Source organism: Micromonospora sp. NPDC085948 (assembly GCF_040686315.1).
Classification (GTDB): domain Bacteria; phylum Actinomycetota; class Actinomycetes; order Mycobacteriales; family Micromonosporaceae; genus Micromonospora.
Map to the genome: position 1 here is coordinate 444,355 of NZ_JBFBJW010000004.1, position 24,110 is coordinate 468,464.

Here is a 24,110-nt window from a genome sequence, read left to right on the forward strand (position 1 = left end):
TGGCGCGGCCCCGGTGGCATCCGACTCGTGTGATAGCTCTTAGTCATGTCCGAGGCCATACTGAGCAAGGTGCGTAAGCTGCTCGCCCAGGCCGAGGACCCGGCCTGCACACCCGCCGAGGCGGAGGCGTTCACCGCCAAGGCGACCGAGCTGATCGCCCGCTACGGCGTGGACCGAGCGCTGCTCGCCGCCCGTGACCCGACCACCGACCCGGTCGGCGACCGGGTCCTGGACATCGTCGCCCCCTACGCCCGCGACAAGGTCGGCCTGCTCGCCGCGGTCGCCGAACCACTGCGCTGCCGCTGCGTACGACGCCGGCAGGGCAACGGCTTCGCGCTGCACCTGTTCGGCTTCGCCAGTGATCTGGAACGGGTGGACCTGCTCTTCACCTCACTGCTCGTGCAGGCGGCGCACGGCCTGGCCGCCACCGCGGTGCCGGCCGACGATCATCCCGCCGCCTTCCGCCGATCCTGGCTGGCCGGTTTCGCGGAGGTGATCGGAGGCCGGCTCTGGGCGGCGGAAACGGCGGCGGCCAGCGAGTCGGGGGTCCCGTCGGTGGCGCTGGTGCTGGCCGACCGCTCCGACCGGGTGCAGCGGCGGCTCGCCGAGCAGTACCCGCGACTGCGCACCGCACCGCCACGCAGGTTGGGCGGCACCGGCTTCGGGTCGGGGGCGGAGGCCGGTCGCCACGCGGACCTGGGTGGTCGGGACCTCGGCGGCGCCACCACGCCGGCCCGGCAACTCGGCCACTGAAGGCCGTGTGAAGGCTCGGTCCCCGATGGCCGTGGGGGTGGTGGGCTGGTGGCGCGGACGGTCAGGCGGGGGTGGTGGGCTGGTGGCGTGACACCGTCGCGACGTAGCGGGTGAGCAACTCGTGCCAGCCGGCCGTGAGCGCCTCGCGATATCCCTCGGCAGCCTCGCCATGCCGGTCGAAGTGTCGGTGCTCCAGCTCGACCCGGGTGCGCTCCGGCCCCTCGCTGTGGAACAGCACCTCGACCTCGCTCGCGCGGGCCGGGTCCGGCACCGGCGCCCGGTCGGGGCCGATCTGCCAGACGAAGACCAACCGGCGCGGCGGGTCCCAGGTGAGCACCCGACCCCAGTCGGAGCGGAAGCCGTACGGGCCGATCTCGTAGAGCATGCCGCCAGCCCGCGGCTCCATGCCCAGCTCGGCCAGCGCGTCCGGGCCGGACCAGGTGTATTCGGTGACCCACCAGTCGGTCAGCTCGTCGGCGAAGACCGCGAACGCGCGCTCGGCGGAACTCGGGACATGCAGGCGGCACCGTAAGGAGAACTGGTCGACGTCATGCCGGATGTCGGCCGGATCAGTCATTTCCTGTCCCATAGGCCCGGACCATACCGGCTGATGCCCGCGTGTGCAGCTTCGTGCGATGCCCGGTTCCGGACATGTCGTCGGTCGATGCCCCACGGACGGGATGCCCGGCCGGAAAGCGGGTAACCGCGCCGAACGGCCCGGACGACCGGGCCGGTGTGCAGGCGGGCGGGAGAGCATGGGCGAGAGCGCGCAGCAGCGGGAGCCGGACCGGGTCGACCCGGACGTCCTGCTCGACATTCCGAAGGTCTCCGTCGACTCGATCCGGGTGGCGGTCGACGGCTTGGACGCTGACCTGTCGCTGCGAGCCCGGGTGGCCAACCTGATCCAGGTCGACGCCGGCGTACGTGTGCGCCTGAACAGCGGTGAACTGGACATCAACGGGGTACACGCCGAGGCGCAGTTGCGGGTGCGGTTGGAGCAGTTGACCACGATTCTCGGACGAGCACTCGACACCCTCGATCACAACCCGCAGATCATCGAGGCGCTCGCTCGGACGGCTGGCACCACCCTCGACGGCGTGGACCGTGCCGCACAGCAGGCAGCACACGGGGCCGGGGCGGTCGAGACGTCGGTGCGCCGCTCCGACGGCGTACTCGGCGGGCCGGGCCAGCAGGGGGGCACTGCCGGCACCGTCGTCGGCCCGGTCCGGGAGGGCGCCGGTCGGGTGGACGCCGACCAGTCGGGCGGCGACCGAGTGCGCGGCAACCGCCCGGGAATGGGTCGGCCGGGAGCGGGTCGGCCGGGCTCGGGGCCACCTGCCGGAAGCTCTGAGCCGCACGCTGGTGGACCGGGACCCCGCGCTGGGGGACCCGGGTCCCCAACCGGTGGCCCTCGGCCGGGGGATCACGTACGACCGGAGTCCGGCGGAATGCCGGGCCACTACCCGATCGGCCGGCGACACGGGGAGCGGCACCACCCGGAAGGGCAACGGCCGGCAGGTTCGGATGACGGGAAGCGACCGTCCGGGGCGGGTCGGGGCACCGAGGCGGAGTCGTCGACCGGGCAGGGGCGCAACCGACCCGGTACATCGCCCGCCGCCGGCCCGAGCACGTCCGGAGCCGGTGACGGCGGCGGTGGTCCTCTGGGTGGGGCGCAGGCCGCGGCGCAGAGCGCTGCGCAGCTCGCCGAGCAGGCGGGGGAGACGCTGCGGCAGGCCGGGCGCAGCGTGTGGGAGGCGATCCAGACCGGTGTGGCGCAGCACCGCCAGCAGGGCCGCGACGACTGATGGTCGTGCGCTCGGCCCCGCCACCGGCCCATGATCCCATCGATTTTGGCGCGCGGTGTTCCGCCGACTCGGACGCCCCGATTCCGGGAAGTCGAGCCGATCACATTTCGGCGGGCCGCCGAGAAAGGCGCCGGAACAGCAAGATCCCCACCTGCGTTTCCGCTGGTGGGGACCTCTGTAGCCCGGCGAAAGGCTATGTGGCCAGGGGCGGGGTCGAACCGCCGACCTTCCGATTTTCAGTCGGACGCTCGTACCAACTGAGCTACCTGGCCGTGTCGCTCGGACCATGTTACCCAACAACCGGACGAACCGGCGGTAGGGAGACATGCTCCGATACGCAGAACGCCGCGCGAGGCGCGGCGTCAGCGCTGCGGTCCTGACGGGACTTGAACCCGCGACCTCCGCCTTGACAGGGCGGCGAGCACTCCAACTGCTCCACAGGACCTAGCTTGTGTTGCTCCGGCTTGCGCCGGTCGTGCCCCCAACGGGATTCGAACCCGTGCTACCGCCTTGAAAGGGCGGCGTCCTGGGCCGCTAGACGATGAGGGCGGCCCCGCCATCATTGCACATTTGCAACTTCAAGCGGACTTGCTCCCATCCGGCCCCGCCGGAGGCTTGGAAAGCATACGTGATGCCTGGTCGGTGAACAAAATCGGTATCGGCAGGGGTTCGGATCGGGCCATAACAGCAGGTCAAAGGTGGTCTAGCGGAGTCGGGCGATGCCGAAGCGCTGCTTCAGGTCCGCGATCAGGTGGGGGCAGGCGGCGAGCGTCGCAGCCCGATTGCCGCCCCCGTCGTGCAGCAGCACGATGGCGCCGGGGCGGGCGGCGGCGTGGACGCGCTTGCCGATCGTGGCGGCGTTCGGCTTGTCCCAGTCCTGGGGGTCGACCGACCAGTGCAGGGGGCGCATGCCGAGATCCTTCGCCGCCCCGAGCACCTCCGCCGTCCACCTGCCGCCCGGTTGCCGGTAGAAGGGCACCTTCGCCCCGGGAACCGCGGCACGGATGGCGTTGTTCGTGCGTTCCAGGTCGGCCTTCATCTCGGCGACCGGTCGCCGAGCCAGGTCGAGGTCGTGCCGCCAACTGTGGTTGCAGAGTTGGTGTCCCTCGCGGACGATCCGACGGACCAACTCCGGGTGACGCTGCACCTCACGACCGACGACGCAGAAGGTGGCCGTCACGCCGGAGGCCTTCAGTTGGTCGAGCACCTTGGGTGTCCAGGCCGGGCTGGGTCCGTCATCGAAGGTCAGGACCACCGGGCGCGCGCCGGTGTTGCGCCGCAGGCCGGCGGGGAGCTTGGCCGGCAACGGTCGCAACGGGGGCTTGGGCGGCTTGGCGACGGTCGGGTGCGGCGACGCCGGGGGCGTGGGCGATGTCACCGGCTGCGGTGCGCCGGCGGCTGCGATGGTGCGGTCCGGCTGGGCGCATCCGGACAAGACCAGCGCCATGGCGAGGACGGACGCCAGAACGGCGCGGGCTTGCATCTGCTCGCTCCCGGGGGTCGGGGTGGGCGGACCCCCGACGGTAGTTCACGCCGCGATATGGGCGACAGTGCGGTCAGTCACGCCTTGACTGGTCCAGCGAGTCCCGAACCGCGACGGCGAGCGAGACGGCCTCGGCCAGGTCGATGGGCCGCACCACCCCCGCCGGCACCGTGTCGGCTCGCCAACCGGGCCCGGCGGCGAGCACCAGCAACGGGCGGCGCGGTGCCGCCAGCAGCGCGCTGAGCTGACCCGGGTCGGCGGTGGCCCGGGTGTGCGACCAGAGCACCACAGCGGCCGGCCCGGTCCGGTTGACCGCCTCCAGGAGGGCGGCGACCGGCACCCGGGCGCCCAGCGTCCGGTAGCTGGCCCCGGCCTCGGCGAGAGCGGCGGCCAACGCCTCCAGCGGCAGGGTGTGCTGCTCCTCGTCCGCGCAGGAGAGCAGGATGCGGGCCGGTCCGGTGGGAACCTTGGCCCGACTGGCCGCCGCGAACGACTCCGAGATGCAGCGGGACAGCAGGTGTTCCACCTCGATGAGGCCGGCGTTGGCGGCGTGGCGTTCGCCGATGCCGGCGAGGACCGGGCGCAGCAGGCCGTCCCAGGTGGCGACGACACCGCCAGCCGCCAGGGCGTGCGCGATCGTCTCGCTGATCGCCGCCGCGTCCAGCCGCATGGCGGCGCGGGCCAACCCACGGGCTGCCGGGCCGGCGCGGCCCACCGGGATGGTTCCGCCGCCGTCCCGGCCCGCTCGATGGATCCGGCTTGGGGCGACGGTGTCGGTGGGCACCGGTTCCGGTGCCTGGCGAGCCCAGCGGGCCGCCTCGGCGGGGCTCACCCCCTCGGCGGTGAGCCGTCGCATGATCTCGAGGCGGGCCAGGTCGGTGGGCGTGTACCGGCGGTGGTGGCCGGGGATGTGCTCGCTGGGCCCGAGCCCGTAGCGCTGATGCCAGGTGCGCAGGGTGGTCACCGCCACCCCCAGCCGGCGTGCGACCGCGCCCGCGCTCAGCGCCTCATCGACCACCCGACCGCTCCGCCGTGTCATCCGCCGACGATCCGGGCGGGGGCACGACCGGAGCGGGTGCGCCCGAGGGGCGCAGTAGCCGGCTCACCACCCCGCCCAGCCAGGGCGCGTACGACCGGGGGTCGCGATCCAGGTCGGCTTCGAGGGCGGCGGGGTCGGCCCACCGCAGCTCGGCAACCTCGTCCGGGTCCGGCAGTAGGGGGGCCGCGGGCAGGAAATCGCCCCGCAGCACGTGGTCGTACTCGAATTCGACCCGACCGGTGGCGGGGTCCTCGGCGTAGTAGACGTAGACGCCGACCTCGGTCAACTCGACCGGGCCCGCGCCCAACTCCTCGCGCAGGCGCCGATTGGCCGCCTCGGCGAGTGACTCGCCCGGCTGGGGGTGGCCGCAGCAGGAGTTGGCCCAGCGCAGCGGGAAACGGGTCTTGACGGCAGCCCGGCGTTGGAGCAGCACCTGACCGTCCGGGTCCACCAACAGCACCGAGAAGGCCCGGTGTAGTTGCCCCGGGGGCTGGTGTGCGGCTGCGACGGTCAACTCGCCGTGGGCCTTGCCGGTCTCGTCGACGAGCTCGACCAGGTGTTCCTCTCGACTCTTCATCGAATCTCCCCACTGATTCGGCCGGCGGCGAGCTTGCCGGAGATGAGCACCATCGGTACGCCCACCCCGGGCTGGGTGCCGGAGCCGACGAAGACCACGTTCGGCAGGTCGCGGTGCAGGTTCGACGGGCGGAACGGGCCGGTCTGGAAGAGGGTGTGCGCGGCGGCGAACGGGGTGCCCGCGGCCATCCCCTGCTCCTCCCACTCGGCGGGGGTGATGGCCCGCAGCACCTCGACGCCGGCACCGAAACCGACGTAACCGCGTTCCTCCAGGGTGCCGATCAGTTGGTCGCTGTAGCGCTGGGTCAGGTCGCCGCGCCAGTCGAACGGGGCCCGGTGCAGGTTGGGCACCGGGGCGAGCACGTAGTAGGTGTGCCGGTCCGGTGGGGCCACCGACGGGTCGGTCCGACTCGGGTTGGTCACCAACAGCGACGGGTCGGTCATCAGCTCGCCCCGCCGGATGACCTCATCGAAGGTGCCCTTCCACGCGCGTCCAAAATGGATGTTGTGATGGGCGATCTTCGCATAGCCCTGCCGGGAGCCGACGTGCAGAACCACGCAGGACGGCGAGTAGGTGAGCCGGCGCCGTGGCGCGGCGGGGAGCAGGTCCCGGTAGGCGACCGGCAGGTCGGGGTTGAGCACCACCACGTCCGCCCGCACCAGCTCGCCGTCGGCGGTGAGCACACCCGTGGCACGGCCGTTCGCGGTCTCCACCCGGGTCACCGTGGTGTCGTACCGGATCTGCACGCCGTGCTTCTCGGCGGCGCCCGCCATGGCTTTGGAGACCGCGTGGATGCCGCCGCGTGGGAAGTAGACCCCCGCCACCGAGTCGAGGTACGCGATGACCGCGTAGATGGCGAGCGCGTCGTGCGGTGCGAGGCCGGCGTACATGGCCTGGAAGGAGAAGATCCGCTGGGTACGCGGGTCCCGGAAGAACTGGTTGATCTTCGTCTGAAGTCGCCGGAAGGCCCCGCCGCCGAGCAGTTTGAGCAGGTTGCCGGTGATCAGGTCGGTCGGCGCGTCCAGGTTGCGCTCGATGAAGTCGGTCCGCTCCAGCCGCCACAGCTCGCGGGCGTACTCGACGAAGCGCAGATAACCGTCGGCCTCGCGCGGCCCGCAGACCCGGGAGATCTCGGCGGCCATCCGGGTGGTGTCGGTGAGTACGTCCAGGGTCGAGCCGTCCGGGTAGTACGCCCGGTAGGCAGGGTCGAGCGGGGTCAGGTCGAGCCAGTCGTGCAACTCCTCGCCGACCGCGCCGAGCGCCTCGGCGATCAGGTCGGGCATGGTGAGCACGGTCGGGCCGGTGTCGAACTCGTAGCCGTCCACGCCGAGGCGTCCGGCCCGCCCGCCGGGCACCGGCTCACGCTCCAGCACGGTCACCTGTCGACCGCTGCCGGCCAGGTGCAGCGCGCAGGCGAGCCCGCCCAGCCCGGCGCCGACGACCACCACCCGGTCCGTCCGTCCTGTCACCGTCCGCACGTGACCACCTCCTTGCTCAAGTCGCTCATCAGGCCCGCCGGTTGGCGGCGGCGGTGGCCAGACCGGTCAGCGCGGTCCGCGCCGTCCGGTCCACGGGTGCGGCGTCGAGCGTGGCCAGCGCGTCGCTCACCCGCTCGGCGATCATCCGCTCCACCCGCGCCACCGCGCCGGTCTCGGCCACCAGTTCGGCGAGCCGGTCGACCGGTTCGTCGCCAGCCCGCTCCAACGCGCTCAGCTGGGCCGGCGTGGCCAACTCCCGAGCCAGCATGAGCAGCGCGGTCGGCTTACCGGTGCGCAGGTCGTCACCGGCCGGCTTACCGGTGGCGGCCGGATCGCCGTAGACGCCGAGCAGGTCGTCGCGGAGCTGGAACGCCTCGCCGACGGCGAGGCCGTAGCGGGTGTACGCGGAGACCAGTGGGTCGTTCGCGGGCACCCCGGCCAGGCAGGCACCGAAGAGCAGTGGGCGCTGGACGGTGTAGCTGGCGGTCTTGTAACGAGCCACCCGCAGCGCCCGATCGACCGACCAGCTGGCCGGATCGTTCTCGCCGAGCACGTCGAGGTATTGCCCGGCGACCGTCTCCACCCGCATCTGGTCGTAGCAGCGGCGCACCTCGAACAGTCGGGCCGGTGGCACGGTGGCGTGGGCCAGCAACTGGTCGGCCCAGACCATGCAGAGGTCGCCGATGAGCACGGCGACGGCCTCGCCGAACCGCCCGGGATCACCGCGGTGGCCGGCCTGGACGTGCTGGTCGGCGAGGGCGACGTGTGCGGTGGGCCGGCCGCGACGGGTGGTGGAGGCGTCCATCACGTCGTCGTGCACCAGGGCGAAGGTGTGCAGCAACTCCAGCGCGGCCAGCGCGGGCAGCACGGGTGACAGGGCCTCGTCGCCGCCGACCGCCCCGCGCCAGCCCCAGTAGGCGAACGTGGGCCGGATCCGCTTGCCGCCCACCAGGACGGCCTCTCGCGCGGAGGCGGCGAAGGCGCCCATCGAGGCGTCGATCTCGCTCAGGGAGTCGACCTCGGTGGCGAGGAAGGCCGTCAGGGTCTCCTCGACGGCCGTGACCAGCTCATGGGTGTACGCGGCCAGAACGGCCTGGACCGGGTCGTCCCGGTCGACCGGCTCTGCCGCCGCCACACGAGTCGCATTGCCCGCAACTGCGTCGTTGGCCATGCGGCTGAGCGTACCCTAGGCTACGAGTTGCGTCGATTGGTGCGTCGATAAATGAGGGAGGGCCGGTGGAAACAGATCTCACCGCTGCCTATGACCGGTGTCGTGAGCTGCACAGACGTCACGGCCGCACCTACTATCTCGCCACCCGACTGCTGCCCGCATGGAAACGGCGACATGTGCACGCCCTCTACGGGTTCACCCGCTACGCCGACGAGATCGTCGATCGCACCGAGGACCTGCCGCCGGCCGAGCGGGCCGCCCGCCTGGACGACTGGGCCAGCCAGTTCATGGCTGGCCTGCGTGGCGCCGCCGTCGACGACCCGCTGTTGCCGGCCGTGCTGCACACGATCGCCGTCTTCGATCTCGACCGGGACGACTTTGCGTCGTTTCTGAAGAGCATGGCGATGGATCTGACCGTCACCGCGTACCCGACCTACGACCACCTGCTCGACTACATGGAGGGCTCGGCGGCGGTGATCGGCACCATGATGCTGCCGATCCTGGGCACCTCCGACCCGGTGGCGGCACGGGAGCCGGCGCGACAGCTCGGCTTCGCCTTCCAACTCACCAACTTCATCCGGGACGTCGCGGAGGACCTCGACCGGGGGCGCACCTACCTGCCGGACGAGGACCTGGCGAAGTTCGGCGTCACCCGCGACGAGCTGGCCGAGGCCCGGGCCCGGGGCCGCGGCACGCCCCGGACCCGTGAGCTGATCGAGTACGAGGTGACCCGCGCCCAGGCGCACTACGCGGCCGCCGCGCCGGGCATCACCATGCTGGAGCCGGCCTCGCAGGCCTGCATGCGCACCGCGTACGCCCTGTACGGCGGCATCCTCGACGAGGTCGCCGCGCTGGACTACGACGTCTTCGCCGGGCGCGCCCTGGTGCCGCAACGGCGACGGATGGCGGTGGCCGCGCGCGCACTGCTCACCGCGACCGGTACGCCGGTCACCATCCCCGGGCCGACGGTCCACCCGGAGGCCCGGTGACCGTCGGCACCGCGATCGTGCTCCTCACCCGCGACCTGCGGGTGCACGACCACCCGGCGCTGGCCACCACCTGCGCGGCCTTCGACCGGGTGGTGCCGCTGTACGTGCTCGACCCGGAGTTGGCCGACCTGTCGGCCAACCGCACCCGGTTCCTGCACCAGGCCCTCGCCGACCTGCGCGCCGAGCTGCGCGAGCGCGGCGGCGACCTGGTGGTACGCCACGGTGACCCGGTCGCCGAGACGATCCGGCTGGCCCGTGAGGTCGATGCCTCGGCCGTCGCGCTCTCCGCCGACGTCAGCCACCACGCCCGACGCCGGGAGCGGCGACTGCGCGCGGAGTGCGAGCGGCACCGGCTGCACCTCCGACTGTTTCCCGGACTGACCGTGGTCGAGCCGGGCGCCCTACGGCCCGGTGGTGGCGGCGACCACTACCGGGTGTTCAGCCCCTACCACCGCGCCTGGGCGGCCAGCCGGTGGCGCGAGGAGTTGGCCGCGCCGCGCCGGATCGCCCTGCCCGACCGAGTGAGCGTGGGCCGACTGCCGGCGCTGCCGGCCGGTGACTCGCCGGACGCGGCGGTCGGCGGCGAGCGGGTCGCCCAGGCACGGCTCACCGACTGGCTGCCGGACCTGGACCGGTACGGCGACCAGCACGACGACATGGCCGGCGACGACACCTCCCGACTCAGCCCGTACCTGCGCTTCGGCTGCGTGTCCCCGCTGGCGGTGGCTAACCGCGCCGGGGACCGGTCCGGGCCGTTCGTTCGGCAGATCTGCTGGCGGGACTTCTACTACCAGGTCACCGCCGCCTTTCCGGAGATCTCGACCGCGGCGTACCGGCGGGGTGCCACCGAGCAGTGGCGCTACGACGACGACGCGTTGGCGGCCTGGACCGAGGGACGGACCGGGATGCCGATCGTCGACGCCGGAATGCGGCAGATGCGCGCGCAGGGCTGGATGCACAACCGGGCCCGGTTGATCACCGCCGGCTACCTGACCAAGCACCTCGGGCAGGACTGGCGTGCGGGGGTGAGGGTGTTCTTCCGCTGGCTGCTGGACGGGGACGTGGCAAACAACTCCGGCAACTGGCAGTGGGTCGCCGGCACCGGCAACGACACCAAGCCCTACCGGGGGTTCAACCCCGTCCGGCAGGCCGAGCGGTACGACCCGGACGGCGACTACGTGCGCCGGTGGGTGCCGGAGCTGGCGACGGTGCAGGGCAAGGCCATCCACCAACCGTGGCGCCTGCCCGAGGCGCTGCGCCAGACGCTCGACTATCCGCCGCCGCTCTCGGTGCCGGGCACCGACCCGGTCTGGCTGCGCTGATCAGAGGCAGGAGTGCAACACCTCGGCCAGTTCGTCGACCCGGTCGTGCTCGGCGAGGTGCGCCGTGGCGTACGCGAGGACGTAACCGCGCTGCGGGTCGGCCCACGCGCTGCTGCCGCCGATGCCGCCCATGCCCCAACTGCCGTCCGGCTCCCACTGCATGCCGAGGGTCCAGTGGGCCTGGCGGTCCAGCACCAGGTCCGGCCCGTCGTACTGCACCCCGGTCGCCTCCGCCACCAGTTCCGGGCTGAACAGGCGGACGCCGTCCAGGACGCCGCCGGCCAGCAGGCCGGCGTAGAGCCGGGCCAGGCCGGCCGCGGTGGCGTGCAGGTTGACCGCGGGCATCTCGGCGCTACGCCACAGCGGGCTGTTCAGCACGGCCACGTCCAGTCCACCGGCCGGGTTGCCCAGCGCCCGCGCCCGTAGCGAGCCCGGCTCGCCGAGCTTCCGACCCGGCCACCCCGGGTCGCCGTAGCGCATCTCGGCGCAGCGCCGCTGGTCCGTCTCGGCCAGCCCGAAACCAAGGTCGAGCCGCCACGCGCCAGCGATCTCCTCGGCCAGGAACCGGCCCACCGACCGCCCGTCGACGCGGCGAACCAGCTCGCCCACCAGGTGCCCGTACGTCCAGGCGTGCTCGCCGGCCACCGAGCCCGGCGGCCACTCGGGGTCGGCGGCGGCCAGGTCGCCGGCGAGCAGCGCCCAGTCGGCGATCGCGGCAGCGGGCCGGGGCACCGGAAAGGTCGGCAGCCCGGCGGTGTGCGACAGCACCTGACGCACGGTGGCGGGGGTACGGAACTCCGGCCAGTACCGCTCGACGGGCGAGTCGAGGTCGACCCGCTCCCGGTCGACGAGCATCAGCAGACAGAGCGCGGCCACCGGCTTGCCAACGGAGTAGACGTTGGCCAGCGTGTCCGTCCGCCACTGTTCACCGTCGGGTCCGGCGCCGGTGCGGAAACCGCCGACCAGGTCGACGACCGGCTGTCCGTCGTACCAGATGGTCAGGCCGGCACCGGTCTCCCGACCGGTGGTGAACAGGTCGTGGAAACAGTCCCGGACCGGAGCGAAGCGTGCGTGCATCCCGACACCGTAGGCGCCCCGGACCGGTGAGTGTGCCGACTTTTCGCCTACCCCGGTGGTCGCGGTGGTGTCGCTGGGGGATGCTGTTCCGGTGGCGGAGCCGGAGCTGGTGGATGTGGTCGTGGTGGGGCTCGGGGTCGGTGGCGAGGAGGTCGCCGGGCGACTCGCCGAGGCCGGCCTGAGTGTCGTCGGCATCGAGCGGGACCTGGTCGGTGGGGAGTGCCCGTACTGGGGCTGCATCCCGAGCAAGATGATGATCAGGGCAGCCAACGCGCTCGCCGAGGCGCGCCGGGTCGACGGGCTCGCCGGAACGGCGCAGGTCCAGCCGGACTGGGCGCCGGTGGCGAAGCGCATCCGGGAGGAGGCCACCGACACCTGGGACGACACGGTCGCGGCCGAGCGGTTCGTCGGCAAGGGCGGCCGGCTCGTACGCGGCAGCGGCCGGTTCGACGGTCCCGGTCGGGTCCGCGTCGGTGACCAGGTGTTCCAGGCCCGGCACGGGATCGTGTTGGGCACCGGCACCCGGCCCTCGGTGCCGCCGATCGACGGCCTCGCCGACACCCCGTACTGGACCAACCACCAGGCGATCGAGGCCGACCAACTGCCGGAGTCGCTGCTGGTGCTCGGCGGCGGCGCGATCGGCTTGGAGCTGGCGCAGGTCTTCGCCCGCTTCGGGGTGCGGGTCACCGTGGTGGAGGCACTCGACCGGGTGCTGGCCGTCGAGGAGCCGGAGGCGTCCGACGTCGCCGCCGCGGCGCTGCGCGCCGACGGCGTGGAGATCCACACCGGGGTACGCGCCGAGCGGGTCGAGCACGACGGCACCCGGTTCACCCTGCGCGGTGGCGGCGGCACGGAGTTCACCGCCGACCGGCTGCTGGTGGTCACCGGGCGCAAGGCGCACCTGGAAGAACTCGGGTTGGACGCGATCGGTGTGGACGCCAGCCAGCGGTACCTGCCGGTCGACGACCGTCTGCACGTCACCGATGAGGTCTGGGCGGTCGGCGACCTGACCGGCGAGGGCGCCTTCACCCACATCGCCATGTACCAGGCGGGGATCGTGATCGCCGACATCCTCGCCCGCGCTCGACAGACAGCGGCGGGGGCGGACGCCAGCGGCACCTCAAGCGTGGTCGGCGGCGCGATGGGGGCGTCCAGCGCGCTGGCCGCCAGCGGGTCGAGCGGGTCGGCCGGCACCGTTCCGCGAGCCGACTACCGTGCGCTGCCCCGGGTGACCTTCACCGATCCCGAGGTGGGCGCGGTCGGGCTCACCGAGCGGCAGGCCCGCGAGCGGGGCATCAACGTGCAGGTCGGTTTCACGAAGCTCGGCAGCTCGACCCGGGGGTGGATCCACCGGGTCGGCGACGACGGTTTCATCAAGCTCGTCGCGGACGCCGACCAGGGGGTGCTGATCGGGGCGACGTCGGTCGGTCCGGCCGGCGGCGAGGTGCTCTCCGCGCTGGTCGTGGCGGTGCACGCGGCGGTGCCGCTGAGTCAGCTCCGCCACATGATCTACGCATACCCGACCTTCCACCGGGCCATCGAGTCCGCGCTACACGACCTGTCCTGACGCCCGCCGTGCGCCGTGCGCCGTGCGCCTCGCGCCGTTCGCCCAAGATCCGAGCAACTTCCCGGATGTTGCTGCCTCCGGCCTGCGTGAGGCAGCAACATCCCTGATGTTGCTGCGAATCTTGGGCGCCGGCCTTGGCAGCCAGATGGGTCAGCCCGGAGTGGCGCAGTTGATGCGGGGGTGTACCCGGGCGCGTGCGGGTCGTGGAGTTGGGAGCCTTACCTGGACGCCGGGGTCGCACATCGACTCTCGGGCTTCCGCTGCGGCGGGGTGGATCTGTTGCTGGCGCCGGATCCGGCCCCGGTGCCAAAGTCGGTGAGTGGGTGGAAGGTCTAGGCCTGTCACGTCCTTGTTGCCTGCCGGGGTCATGCGTCGAACTTTGGCCCATCTTTAGATCTGCATCTGACGATGTGACTGATCACTGGCTGTTAGTAGTCTGCTGCGGACCGTCCGGTCGAATGTCTCTCTTGTTCAGCAATCGATGGGAGAACCAGGCGTGCAGAAGAAGAAGTTGTTCATCAGCAGCGCAGCGGCAATATCGATCAGTGGTCTTCTGCTGGTCGTTCCTCTGAGCGGGGCGAACGCGGCTGACACCAGTCCCGCCTCGAGTAAGAAGCCGTCCGGGATGACTGCACTGTCTCAAACGACAGGGACTTCCGTAACAGTGCTGGCCGGCGCGAACAACATCTCCTTCGCTACCTGCCCCGCTGGCACGATCATCACCGGAGGAGGCGGACAGACATCCGGGTTCGACATCTTCCTCACTGACTCGTTCGCGTCAGGCAACGGCTGGGCGGTACGAGGCTCCAACCGGGGAACGACGGCTCAAAACCTTACGGCCGTCGCCATCTGTCTCGGGTAGACCAGCTCGCAGATGAGCCCGTTACCCCCGGTGCCGGGGGTAACGGGCCCGCGGTCATCCCGGGCGTTGACAAAGCCCTGGGCTGGGATGGCGCAGGCACCCCGACTCACACAGTGGAGCACCATCAGTCGCCTGCCCCGACCCTGCAAAGCCGGTGGAGCGACCACGCCGACTACCTCGACCGATGCCCGGTGAGCGGTCCCCTACCGGGACACCAGCTCAACCCCCGCCGGCCGCCCACGAAGATCAACTAATTGGCCCCTGGTGTCTCGGTTCTTACCAACACCCCAGTAGGGGAGGGCGGCGTCGGGTCTTCACTTGTGGGGCCGCTGCTCGTGGCGCGCTCGGTGGCATCTGGCGTACGACCAGCTTGCGGGCCTCGTCGGCCGATGCCCCCCGTACGACGAACGGAAGATTGCGGCAGCCGGACAGCAAACGTCGGGCATTTTGCTGTTCATTTCTTTCATCGCGGTGACGTACGATTGCGACCGTGACCAAGCGGTTGACTGAAGTTGCCAAGAAGGCGGGCGTCAGCGAGGCCACCGTCAGTCGGGTGCTCAACGGCCGTGACGGGGTTTCCGAGGCGACCCGGACCGCCGTGCTGACAGCGCTCGACGTACTCGGTTACGAGCGGCCGACCAAGCTGCGTGGCGAACGCGCCCGGCTGGTCGGGCTGGTGCTGCCCGAATTGCAGAACCCGATCTTCCCGGCGTTGGCCGAGGTCGTCACCGGGACCCTCGCCCAGCGGGGCTACACCCCGGCTCTCTGCGCCCGGACCATCGGCGGGGTGTCCGAGATGGACTACGTGGAGATGCTCCTCGACCACCAGGTGTCCGGGGTGATCTTCGCCGGTGGCTCGTACGCGCTCGCCGACGCTCGACACGACCACTACCGTCGACTGACCGACCGGGGCCTTCCCGTCGTGCTCGTCAACGCGGGCGTGGACGAGCTGGGGTTCCCCCGGGTCTCCACCGACGACGCGGTCGCGGTCGAGCAGGCGTACGGGCACCTGCGTTCGCTCGGGCACGAACGGATCGGGATGGTCCTCGGCCCGGAGGGGCACGTGCCGTCCCGCCGCAAGCTGGACGCGATGATCCAGGCCGCGGGCTGGGACGAGGCCGACGCCGAGTGTGTCGAGCGGTCCAGCTTCTCGATGGAGGGTGCGCGGGTCGCCGCGACGAAACTGGTCGAGCGCGGCGTGACCGGCATCATCTGCGCCAGCGACGTACTGGCGTTGGGCACGATCCGTGCGGCCCGGCGGTTGGGGCGTTCGGTGCCGGCCGACGTGTCGGTGGTGGGCTTCGACGACTCCGCGTTCATGACGTGCACCGACCCGCCGCTGACCACGGTGCGGCAGCCGATCGAGACGATGGGGCAGGCTGCCGTGGACCTGCTGGTCACCCAGATCGAGGGTGCCGGCGTGCTGCACGACGAGTTGCTGTTCGAGCCCGAGCTGGTGGTCCGCGGCTCGACCGCTCCCGCGCCCGGTCGCTAGCGACCACTCCACCCGACGCTTCGGCCGTCGACCGCTCCCGGCGGTCGGCGGCCGTTTTCGTCGCTGCGAACGTCGCGCAGCATCGACCTGTCCGAATGGCCCTTCATAACGGGTCAAAGGCCGCCATATCCGGCTGCTTTCACGAGTTTGCCAACATCTGCCGTAATCACGTCGTGTCCTTTCGGAACAGGGTCGATACCTTGCCGAAATGAGTCCCCCTCGCTACAGTGACTCCACTCACACCTGGCTCCGACGCAGCTACTGGGCGTCAGGTCGTATCACCGCAGATCAGCGAAGGTCATTGGAGTCACCCGTTCCCGAAGGGATGGACAGATGTCCGTACCGCAATACCGAAAGGCTGCGGCGGTTGCGCTCGTGGCCGGCCTGGGGCTCAGCCTCACGGCGTGCTCCACGAAGAGCGACGACAAGGACACGACCGCCGGCGGCAAGGTCACCATCACGGTCGACTGCCAGCCGGTCGGCGCCCAGAAAGAGCTGTTGAAGAACTGGAACGACGACGTCGCCGAGTTCCAGCGGCAGAACCCGGACATCGTCGTCAAGAGCGTCAGCGTCGGGGAGCAGTGCAACAACCCGCCGGACTTCACCGCCCGCCTCGCCGGCGGCACCGTGACCGACGTGTTCTACGGCTACATGACCGACCTCCAGCAGGTGCTGGACTCGGGTCAGGCGATGGACATCACCCAGTACGCCAACAAGGACAACATCTCCACCTGGGACAGCGTCGACCCGGCGCTCAAGGAGGTCTTCACCGACGGCGGCAAGCTCTACGCCGTGCCGGTCAAGAACTACTCGATGGGTCTGGTCTACAACAAGGCCCTGTTCCAGCAGGCCGGGCTCGACGCCAACAACCCGCCGAAGACCTGGGCCGACGTCCGGGCCGCCGCCAAGAAGATCTCGGCACTCGGCAACGGCATCGCGGGCTACTCGGAGTACAGCGCCGGCAACACCGGCGGCTGGCACTTCACCTCCCTGCTCTACTCGCAGGGCGGCCGCATGCTGACCGAGGACGGCAAGAAGGCCGACTTCAACAACGCCCAGGGCAAGCAGGTCCTGCAGAACATCAAGGACATGCGCTACGGCGACAACAGCATGGGCGCCCGCCAGTTGCTGCAGTGGGGTGACCTGCTGACGAACGCCGGCGCGGGCAAGGTCGGCATGTTCATCGGCGCACCGGACGCCACCCAGGCGATCGTCAGCCAGTTCCAGGGCAAGTTCCAGGACTGGGCGATGAGCCCGCTGCCCGGCCAGGACGGCCCGGCGAAGGGGACGCTCGGTGGCGGCGAGGGCTACTTCTTCAAGAAGGACCTGACCCCCGAGCAGGTCAAGGCCGGCATGAAGTGGATCGCGTACCAGAAGCTCACGCCGGGCAAGGGTCAGTTCGACTACGTCCGGGCCAAGCCGCAGAACTACCCGGTGGGCCTGCCCCAGCCGCTGCTCTTCGCCAACGGCAGTGAGGCGCAGAAGCAGGAGCTGGAACTGCGCAAGGCGAACGCGAACGTCGACACGGCGAACTTCGCGCTCTTCGAGGCCACCCCGGTGCCGATCAAGGGTGAGCCGCGTAACGCACAGGCGGTCTACGCGGTGCTCGACGCTGCGATGTCCGGCGTGCTGACCAACCCGAACGCGAACATCGACGCGCTGCTCAAGACCGCCGAGCAGAAGGTCAACCAGCTCCTCGCCGCAGAGAGCTGACCGATCGTGTGGGGGCCGGGACGCCGACCCGGCCCCCACACCATCCGCCGCACCTCGTCGACGTCACCGACTCAACCAGGAGTTGCCTTGGCGATCACCACCGTCCCGGAGACCCCGAGGAAACCGGGCCGCCCGCCGTCGCCGTACTCGGCGAGGCCGCAGCGCACCAGCCTCGGCCGAAAGGTACGGGACAACCTCACCGGTCACGCGTTCCTGATCGGCGCGGTGCTCTGTTTCGTCGTCTTCTCCTGGTACCCGATGGTCCGCGGCGTCGTGATGAGCTTCCAGCGCACCCGGCGTGGCGAGACGACCTGGGTGGGCTGGGACAACTACACCCGCATCATCGCCGACCCCAGCTTCTGGACGGCCTGGCAGAACACCTTCTACTTCACGGTGCTCGCGCTCGTCGTCGGGTACGCGGTGCCGTTCTTCGTGGCGATCCTGCTCAACGAGTTCCGGCACGCCAAGGGTTACCTGCGGATCCTGGTCTACCTGCCGGTGATGCTGCCGCCCGCCTCGGCGCTGTTCCTGTTCAAGTTCTACGCGTACGACCCCAGCGAGGCCGGGCTCTTCAACGCGATCCTCAAGGCGCTGCACCTGCCCACCTCGCAGTGGATGCAGTCGCCGGAGATGACGATGCCGGCCATGGTGGTCGCGTCGACCTGGATGAACATGGGCGGCGCGGTGCTCATCTACCTGGCGTCGTTGCAGAACATCCCCGGGGAGCTGTACGAGGCAGCCGAACTCGACGGCGCCGGGATCTGGAAGCGCATCGTCCACGTGACGATCCCGCAGACCCGGCTGATCCTCGCGCTCCTGGCGATGTTGCAGATCGTCGCCACGATGCAGCTCTTCATCGAGCCACTGATCCTCGCCAACGGCGCGGGCGCGGAGGACTCCGCGACCTCGGTGGCGTACCTCATCTACCAGCACGGGTTCTTCCAGAACGACCTCAACGGCGCCGCTGCCCTGGGCGTGATCATGCTCGTGGTGCTGGCCGGCTTCTCCGCCGTGTACGTGCGGCTGACTGCGAAACAGGACTAGGACGGCGAGGAATGGCACAGGATTCCGGAACCCGGACCCTCATCTCCCACTCCCAGCTCAGCCGGGGGCGCGGCAAGGTCATCTACTGGACGCTGCTGGTCGTCGTGGTGGCGGGGTTCACGCTCGTCTTCCTCGGACCGCTCTACTGGATGGTCACCGGCGCGCTCAAGTCCGGCCAGGAGATCGCCCAGACCCCACCGACGCTGTTTCCGAAGGATCCGCAGCCGCAGAACTACATCGACGCGTGGAACAACCTGGCCCTCGCCAAGCTGCTGTTCAACACGTTCTACTACGCGATCGGCGCGGTGCTGTTCCAACTCGTCTTCGACGCGGCTGCCGCGTACTCGTTGTCCAAGCTGAGGCCGATCTTCGGCAACGTGATCCTCGCGCTGATGCTGGGGACGCTGATGATCCCGGCGATGGTCCTCATCGTCCCGCAGTACGTGACGGTGCTGGACCTGCCGATCCTGCACATCAACCTGCTCGACTCGCCGTTCGCCATCTGGCTGCCGATGGTCGCGAACGCGTTCAACATCTTCCTGTTGAAGCGCTTCTTCGACTCGATTCCCGAGGAGTTGATGGCGGCGGCCCTGATGGACGGGGCGTCGTCACTGCGCACCCTCTGGTCGATCATCCTGCCGCTGTCGCGTCCCATCCTCGGCGTCGTCTCGATCTTCGCCGTGACGGCGGTGTGGAAGGACTTCCTCTGGCCGAAACTGGTCATGCCGTCGCCGGAGACCCGGACGGTCAGCGTGGGCATCTACACCTTCGCCGGTGGCACGCCGATGAACGTGGTGATCGCCGCGTCGGTCATCGCCGCGATCCCGACTGTCATCATCTTCCTGATCTTCCAACGGAACATCATGTCCGGTCTGACCACGGGCAGCATCAAGGGATAGCCACCACCGCATCCTCCCGCGCGGCGAACAACGACCGTTCGCCCGCCACATATCCAGGTCCGGCTGACCCGCCGACGTACTGACGCAGAAAGCAGGTGCTCGTGTCCACAGCTGACAGAAGTCCGTGGTGGCGTGGAGCCGTGATCTACCAGGTGTATCCCCGGAGCTTCGCCGACGGTAACGGCGACGGCATCGGTGACATCGCCGGCATCCGGTCCCGGCTGAACCACCTGTCCGCGCTCGGCGTCGACGCGATCTGGTTCAGCCCCTGGTATCCCTCCCCGATGGCCGACGCCGGCTACGACGTGTCCGACTACCGCGACATCGACCCGGTCTTCGGCAGCCTGGCCGAGGCGGAGGCGTTGATCGCCGAGGCACACGAGCTGGGCATCCGGACCATCGTCGACGTGGTGCCGAACCACTGCTCCGACGCGCACCCCTGGTTCCAGGCGGCCCTCGCCGGTGGACCCGGCGCGCCGGAGCGCGACCTGTTCTGGTTCCGGCCCGGCCGGGGTCCCAACGGTGACCAGCGGCCCACCGACTGGATCGGCGAGTTCGGCGGCGAGACCTGGACCCGCACCACCAACCCGGACGGCACCCCCGGCGACTGGTACCTGCACCTGTTCGCCCCGCAGCAGCCGGACTTCAACTGGGACCACCCCCGGGTACGGGCGGAGTTCGAGGACATCCTGCGGTTCTGGTTCGACCGGGGCGTGGACGGCATCCGGATCGACTCGGCCGGGCTCCTGGTCAAGGACGGGGAGCTGCCCGAGGTCCGACCCGACCACCCGCACCCGTTCCACGATCTCGACGGGGTGCACGACATCTACCGGGGCTGGCGGCGGGTCGCCGACTCCTACCCGGGTGAGCGGGCGCTGATCGGTGAGGTGTGGCTGCCGGACCGGCAGCGGTTCGCCAACTACCTGCGCCCGGACGAGCTGCACGCCGCGTTCAACTTCGACTTCCTCGGCTGCGCGTGGGACGCCTCGGCGCTTCGCGAGAGCATCGACGGGACGCTGAGCGCACACGCGCCGGTCGGCGCACCGGCCACCTGGGTGCTCTCCAACCACGACGTCACCCGACACGTCACCCGCTACGGTCGGGCCGACACCCGGTTCAGTTTCGCCGCCAAGCGCGAGGGGACCCCCACCGACCTGGAGCTGGGCACCCGTCGGGCGCGCGCCGCCGCACTGCTCTCGCTGTCGCTGCCCGGTGCCGCCTACGTCTACCAGGGCGAGGAACTGGGCCTCTACGAGGTCGAGGACATCCCGTACGCGCTGCGGCAGGACCCGATGTGGGAACGGTCCGGCCGGATCGACCCGGGCCGGGACGGCTGCCGCGTACCGCTGCCGTGGGCCGGTGACCAGCCGCCGTTCGAGTTCAGCCCCGCCGGTGCCGCGACGCCCTGGCTGCCCCAGCCGGCCGACTGGAAGGACCGGACGGCCAGCGCCCAGACCGGCGACTCGACCTCGATGCTGGAGCTGTACCGGGCGGCGATCCAGGCCCGCAGGGCCGAACCGGCGCTCGGTGACGGCGAGCTGACCTGGCTGCCCGCCCCGGACGGGGTGCTCGCCTTCAGCCGCGGCCGTGGCTTCAGCTGTGTGGTCAACCTGTCCGCCGAGGCGGTGTCGATGCCAGTGCAGGGGGAGTTGCTGCTGGCCAGCGGACCGCTCGACGACGGGTTGCTGCCGTCCGACACCGCGGTCTGGCTGCGTACCGCCGAATCCACCGACGGGCCGCGCGGGGCGGACGGCCCGGCCTGACCTGACTCCGCTCGCCGTGGTGCCGGCGGCCCGTCCCGGCCGCCGGCACCACGCCACCAGGAAGGAGGTACGAGGGAGACGCGCGACACCGCACCGACACGGGGGGATCTGGCCTGCCTGACGAAAGGGAGAGCGCAGCTCATGGCCAACCACACCACCGGCACCCCGCACCACCTTCGACACCCGGCCCGGGCAGGGTTGGCCGCCATCGCCGCCACCCTGCTCGCCGCCACAACGGTGACCGCCCTCGCGGTCACCGGCACCGCGACTCCGGCCTCGGCGGCCGGGTTGTCCCCCTTCGACATCTCCGGCCGGGGCGCCACCGTCCCGTTTCTCGAGCAGGAGGCGGAGGAGGCCGCCCACAACGGCTCGAAGATCGGCCCGGACCGGCGCTACGGCACGCTGCCGTCCGAGGCGTCCGGCCGGGAGGCGGTCACCCTCGACGCCGTCGGTGAGTACGTCGAGTTCACCCTCACCGCGCCGGCCAACGCGGTCACCTTCCGGTACAGCCTGCCGGACAGCCCGTCCGGCACCGGCCGGGACGCCGCCATCGATCTGCGGGCCAACGGGTCGCTGCTGAAGTCGGTCCCGGTGACGTCCAGGTACGGCTGGTACTACGGCGGATACCCGTTCAACAACAACCCGGGTGACACCAACCCGCACCACTTCTACGACGAGACCCGGGCGATGTTCGGCAGCACCCAGCCGGCCGGCACGAAGATCCGGTTCCAGGTCTCCTCGACCGCCCAGTCGCCCTCGTTCACCATCGACCTGGCCGACTTCGAGCTGGTCGCCCCGGCGATCACCAAACCCTCCGGTGTGCTCGACGTGGTCACCGACTTCGGCGCGGACCCGAGCGGCGCGACCGACTCGACCGCGAAGTTCCAGGCGGCTGTCGACGCCGGTAAGGCCCAGGGCCGGGCGGTCTGGATTCCGACCGGCACCTTCACCCTCTGGGACCACGTGGTGGTCGACGGGGTGACCCTGCGCGGCGCCGGCCCCTGGTACTCGGTGCTCGGCGGCCGGCATCCCACGGACCGGAACCGGTCCGTCGGCATCTACGGCAAGTACGTCCCCGGTGGCGGCTACACCGGCCCGGTCCGCTCGCACGAGGCGAACGGGCCGAGCCGCAACGTGACGCTGCGGGACTTCGCCATCATCGGCGACATCCGCGAGCGGATCGACGACGACCAGGTCAACGCCCTGGGTGGGGCGATGACCAACTCGGTGGTCGACAACCTGTGGCTGGAGAACACCAAGGTCGGGGCGTGGATGGACGGCCCGATGGACAACTTCACGATCCGCAACAGTCGCATCCTGGACCAGACCGCGGACGGGGTGAACTTCCACACCGGCGTGACCAACTCGACGGTGACCAACACCTTCGTCCGGAACACCGGGGACGACGCGTTGGCGATGTGGGCGCAGAGCGTGCCGAACGTCAACAACTCCTTCACGCACAACACCATCGGCGTGACCCTGCTGGCGAACCACCTGGTCAGCTACGGCGGTCGGGACATCAAGATCACCGACAACGTGACTGCCGACTCGCTCACCAACGGCGGCGGCATCCACGTCGCGAACCGCTATCCGGGTGTGCAGGGCGACACCGCGGTCCGGGGCACCTGGACGGTCGCCCGGAACACGTTGATCCGCAACGGCAACTCGGACTACAACTGGAACTTCGGCGTCGGGGCGATCTGGTTCTCCGCACTGAACGAGTCGTTCCAGCAGGCCACCATCAACATCACCGACACCGACATCCTGGACAGCTCGTACGCGGCGCTGCACTGGATCGAGGGCCAGACCAGCGGCATCAACCTGAGCAACGTGCGGATCGACGGCGCCGGCACGTACGCGCTCCAGGTGCAGGCACCCAGCCAGGTGTCCTTCACGAACGTGCGGGCCACCAACATCGCGCAGAGCAACCCGATGCACAACTGCGTGGGCGGTGGCTTCCAGATCACCCAGGGCAGCGGCAACTCCGGCTGGTACACGTCGACTCCGTACTGCGGCCCGTGGCCGAACCCGCAGTGGGGCGGCGGACCCACCACGCCGCCGCCGACCACCCCGGGGCCCACCACCCCGGCACCCACCACCCCGGCGCCGACCACGCCGCCGCCGACCACCACGCCGCCGCCCACCAGCGGGGGGAACCTGGCGCTGAACCGGTCGGCGACCGCGACCAGCACCAACCAGAGCTACACGGCGACCAACGTGGTGGACGGCAACGCGGCCAGCTACTGGGAGAGCGCCAACAACGCCTTCCCGCAGTCGGTCACCGTCGACCTGGGCTCGGCCCGATCGGTCGACCGGGTGGTGCTCAAGCTACCCAGCGGTTGGGAGCAACGCACCGAGACGCTGTCGGTGCTCGGCTCCACCGACGGCTCGTCGTACGCCACCCTGGCGTCGTCCGCCGGTCGGGTGTTCGCCCCCGGCTCGGGTAACGCCGTGTCGATCGGTCTGCCCTCCGGTGACCGCCGCTACCTCCGGGTGACGGTCACCGGCAACACCGGCTGGCCGGCCGCGCAACTCTCCGAGGTCGAGGTGTACGGCGGCACCCAGACCACCCCGCCGCCCACCACGGCCCCGCCCACCACGGCCCCACCGACCACCCCGCCGCCCAGCGGCAACCTGGCGGCCGGGAGGTCGGTCACCGAGACCAGCCACTCCGACGTGTACGCCGCCGCCAACACCGTGGACGGCAACCCGAACACCTACTGGGAGAGCGCCAACAACGCCTTCCCGCAGTCGCTGACGGTGGACCTGGGCACCAACCGGACGGTGTCCCGGGTCGTGCTGAAACTCCCACCGTCGTCGGCCTGGCAGACGCGTACGCAGACGCTGTCGGTGCTCGGCTCCACGAACGGCTCGTCCTTCAGCACCCTGAAGGCGTCCGCCGGCTACACCTTCAACCCGGCCAGCGGCAACACGGTCACCGTGACCTTCACGGCGACCAGCCAGCGGTACCTGCGGCTGACCGTCACCGGCAACACCGGCTGGCCAGCGGGTCAGCTCAGTGAGTTCGAGGTCTATTCCAGCTAGCCCGGGTGCCCCCGTCCGATCCGGGCGG

19 protein-coding genes and 3 tRNA genes are annotated in these 24,110 nt (G+C 70.6%); 12 read left to right on the top strand and 10 right to left on the bottom strand.

From position 1 onward, the window contains the following. The first annotated feature begins 45 nt into the window (after positions 1 to 45). Positions 46 to 753 (top strand): DUF2786 domain-containing protein, encoded by a 708-nt coding sequence (locus tag AB0O48_RS14550; protein ID WP_365065725.1) that lies wholly within the window; start codon positions 46 to 48, stop codon positions 751 to 753. 61 nt (positions 754 to 814) lie between these two features. Here the strand turns inward: AB0O48_RS14550 and AB0O48_RS14555 are convergent, their stop codons facing one another. After that, entirely contained in the window at positions 815 to 1,342 is a 528-nt protein-coding gene (locus tag AB0O48_RS14555) for an SRPBCC family protein (protein WP_357571682.1), read from the bottom strand. Positions 1,343 to 1,508: 166 nt separating this feature from the next. Here AB0O48_RS14555 and AB0O48_RS14560 point away from each other — a divergent pair, with 166 nt between their 5' ends. Continuing rightward, on the top strand, positions 1,509 to 2,558 hold the full coding sequence (locus AB0O48_RS14560; protein WP_365065729.1) for a hypothetical protein: 1,050 nt from the start codon (positions 1,509 to 1,511) through the stop codon (positions 2,556 to 2,558). 198 nt (positions 2,559 to 2,756) lie between these two features. On the opposite strand, the gene AB0O48_RS14565 is transcribed toward AB0O48_RS14560, so the two are convergent. The 8 genes from AB0O48_RS14565 to AB0O48_RS14600 all read right to left on the bottom strand — a co-directional run bounded on the left by AB0O48_RS14565 (position 2,757) and on the right by AB0O48_RS14600 (position 8,306). Continuing rightward, a tRNA-Phe gene (locus AB0O48_RS14565) sits at positions 2,757 to 2,830 on the bottom strand. A 99-nt stretch (positions 2,831 to 2,929) separates the two neighbouring features. Further along, positions 2,930 to 3,003, bottom strand: a tRNA-Asp gene (locus AB0O48_RS14570). A gap of 31 nt (positions 3,004 to 3,034) precedes the next feature. Further along, a tRNA-Glu gene (locus tag AB0O48_RS14575) sits at positions 3,035 to 3,107 on the bottom strand. Between the two features lie 154 nt (positions 3,108 to 3,261). Next, positions 3,262 to 4,041, bottom strand: coding sequence for a polysaccharide deacetylase family protein (locus tag AB0O48_RS14580; protein ID WP_357571684.1), 780 nt, complete (start codon positions 4,039 to 4,041; stop codon positions 3,262 to 3,264). Between the two features lie 73 nt (positions 4,042 to 4,114). Then, a complete protein-coding gene (locus tag AB0O48_RS14585; RefSeq protein ID WP_357571751.1) occupies positions 4,115 to 5,059 on the bottom strand; it encodes a MerR family transcriptional regulator in 945 nt (314 codons plus the stop codon). Then, positions 5,049 to 5,657 carry an isopentenyl-diphosphate Delta-isomerase gene (idi, locus tag AB0O48_RS14590; protein WP_357243597.1) on the bottom strand — a complete coding sequence of 203 codons (609 nt, stop codon included), beginning with the start codon at positions 5,655 to 5,657 and terminating at the stop codon, positions 5,049 to 5,051. The genes AB0O48_RS14585 and idi overlap by 11 nt, the downstream gene beginning before the upstream one ends. Continuing rightward, positions 5,654 to 7,135: a phytoene desaturase family protein gene (gene crtI / locus AB0O48_RS14595; RefSeq protein ID WP_357571685.1), complete on the bottom strand. Its 1,482-nt coding sequence runs from the start codon at positions 7,133 to 7,135 to the stop codon at positions 5,654 to 5,656. Before crtI ends, idi begins: the two co-directional genes overlap by 4 nt. 28 nt (positions 7,136 to 7,163) lie before the next feature. Then, positions 7,164 to 8,306, bottom strand: a complete 1,143-nt coding sequence (locus AB0O48_RS14600; protein ID WP_357243603.1) for a polyprenyl synthetase family protein — start codon at positions 8,304 to 8,306, stop codon at positions 7,164 to 7,166. A gap of 65 nt (positions 8,307 to 8,371) precedes the next feature. On the opposite strand from AB0O48_RS14600, the gene AB0O48_RS14605 reads away from it, so the two are divergent. Next, positions 8,372 to 9,295 (top strand): phytoene/squalene synthase family protein, encoded by a 924-nt coding sequence (locus tag AB0O48_RS14605; protein ID WP_357571686.1) that lies wholly within the window; start codon positions 8,372 to 8,374, stop codon positions 9,293 to 9,295. Further along, positions 9,292 to 10,617 (top strand): deoxyribodipyrimidine photo-lyase, encoded by a 1,326-nt coding sequence (locus tag AB0O48_RS14610; protein ID WP_357571687.1) that lies wholly within the window; start codon positions 9,292 to 9,294, stop codon positions 10,615 to 10,617. Before AB0O48_RS14605 ends, AB0O48_RS14610 begins: the two co-directional genes overlap by 4 nt. Here the strand turns inward: AB0O48_RS14610 and AB0O48_RS14615 are convergent, their stop codons facing one another. Then, positions 10,618 to 11,694 carry a serine hydrolase domain-containing protein gene (locus AB0O48_RS14615; protein WP_357571688.1) on the bottom strand — a complete coding sequence of 359 codons (1,077 nt, stop codon included), beginning with the start codon at positions 11,692 to 11,694 and terminating at the stop codon, positions 10,618 to 10,620. It lies immediately after the preceding gene. 91 nt (positions 11,695 to 11,785) lie between these two features. Between AB0O48_RS14615 and AB0O48_RS14620 the strand changes: the two genes are divergently transcribed. From AB0O48_RS14620 to AB0O48_RS14655, 8 genes are all read left to right on the top strand, one after another. Then, entirely contained in the window at positions 11,786 to 13,261 is a 1,476-nt protein-coding gene (locus tag AB0O48_RS14620; RefSeq protein ID WP_357571689.1) for an FAD-dependent oxidoreductase, read from the top strand. Positions 13,262 to 13,757: 496 nt separating this feature from the next. Beyond that, the gene (locus AB0O48_RS14625) at positions 13,758 to 14,123 is read left to right on the top strand and encodes a hypothetical protein (RefSeq protein WP_357571690.1); all 366 of its coding nucleotides are present in this window, start codon (positions 13,758 to 13,760) and stop codon (positions 14,121 to 14,123) included. Positions 14,124 to 14,613: 490 nt separating this feature from the next. Then, a complete protein-coding gene (locus tag AB0O48_RS14630) occupies positions 14,614 to 15,618 on the top strand; it encodes a LacI family DNA-binding transcriptional regulator (RefSeq protein ID WP_357243619.1) in 1,005 nt (334 codons plus the stop codon). Positions 15,619 to 15,951: 333 nt separating this feature from the next. Further along, positions 15,952 to 17,331 (top strand): extracellular solute-binding protein, encoded by a 1,380-nt coding sequence (locus AB0O48_RS14635; protein ID WP_357571691.1) that lies wholly within the window; start codon positions 15,952 to 15,954, stop codon positions 17,329 to 17,331. 87 nt (positions 17,332 to 17,418) lie between these two features. After that, positions 17,419 to 18,375 (top strand): sugar ABC transporter permease, encoded by a 957-nt coding sequence (locus AB0O48_RS14640; RefSeq protein ID WP_357243626.1) that lies wholly within the window; start codon positions 17,419 to 17,421, stop codon positions 18,373 to 18,375. A gap of 11 nt (positions 18,376 to 18,386) precedes the next feature. Next, positions 18,387 to 19,274: a carbohydrate ABC transporter permease gene (locus tag AB0O48_RS14645; protein WP_357243629.1), complete on the top strand. Its 888-nt coding sequence runs from the start codon at positions 18,387 to 18,389 to the stop codon at positions 19,272 to 19,274. Positions 19,275 to 19,414: 140 nt separating this feature from the next. Then, on the top strand, positions 19,415 to 21,037 hold the full coding sequence (locus AB0O48_RS14650; protein ID WP_357243632.1) for a glycoside hydrolase family 13 protein: 1,623 nt from the start codon (positions 19,415 to 19,417) through the stop codon (positions 21,035 to 21,037). 141 nt (positions 21,038 to 21,178) lie between these two features. Continuing rightward, entirely contained in the window at positions 21,179 to 24,082 is a 2,904-nt protein-coding gene (locus tag AB0O48_RS14655) for a discoidin domain-containing protein (RefSeq protein WP_365065744.1), read from the top strand. Positions 24,083 to 24,110: the final 28 nt, after the last annotated feature.

What these genes read in the sequence shown, in the direction of transcription:
- AB0O48_RS14550 (WP_365065725.1), top strand. Translation starts at nt 46, where the DNA reads ATGTCCGAGGCCATACTGAGCAAGGTGCGTAAGCTGCTCGCCCAGGCC.
- AB0O48_RS14555 (WP_357571682.1), bottom strand. Translation starts at nt 1,342, where the DNA reads ATGGGACAGGAAATGACTGATCCGGCCGACATCCGGCATGACGTCGAC.
- AB0O48_RS14560 (WP_365065729.1), top strand. Translation starts at nt 1,509, where the DNA reads ATGGGCGAGAGCGCGCAGCAGCGGGAGCCGGACCGGGTCGACCCGGAC.
- AB0O48_RS14580 (WP_357571684.1), bottom strand. Translation starts at nt 4,041, where the DNA reads ATGCAAGCCCGCGCCGTTCTGGCGTCCGTCCTCGCCATGGCGCTGGTC.
- idi (WP_357243597.1), bottom strand. Translation starts at nt 5,657, where the DNA reads ATGAAGAGTCGAGAGGAACACCTGGTCGAGCTCGTCGACGAGACCGGC.
- AB0O48_RS14600 (WP_357243603.1), bottom strand. Translation starts at nt 8,306, where the DNA reads ATGGCCAACGACGCAGTTGCGGGCAATGCGACTCGTGTGGCGGCGGCA.
- AB0O48_RS14615 (WP_357571688.1), bottom strand. Translation starts at nt 11,694, where the DNA reads ATGCACGCACGCTTCGCTCCGGTCCGGGACTGTTTCCACGACCTGTTC.
- AB0O48_RS14635 (WP_357571691.1), top strand. Translation starts at nt 15,952, where the DNA reads ATGTCCGTACCGCAATACCGAAAGGCTGCGGCGGTTGCGCTCGTGGCC.
- AB0O48_RS14645 (WP_357243629.1), top strand. Translation starts at nt 18,387, where the DNA reads ATGGCACAGGATTCCGGAACCCGGACCCTCATCTCCCACTCCCAGCTC.
- AB0O48_RS14655 (WP_365065744.1), top strand. Translation starts at nt 21,179, where the DNA reads ATGGCCAACCACACCACCGGCACCCCGCACCACCTTCGACACCCGGCC.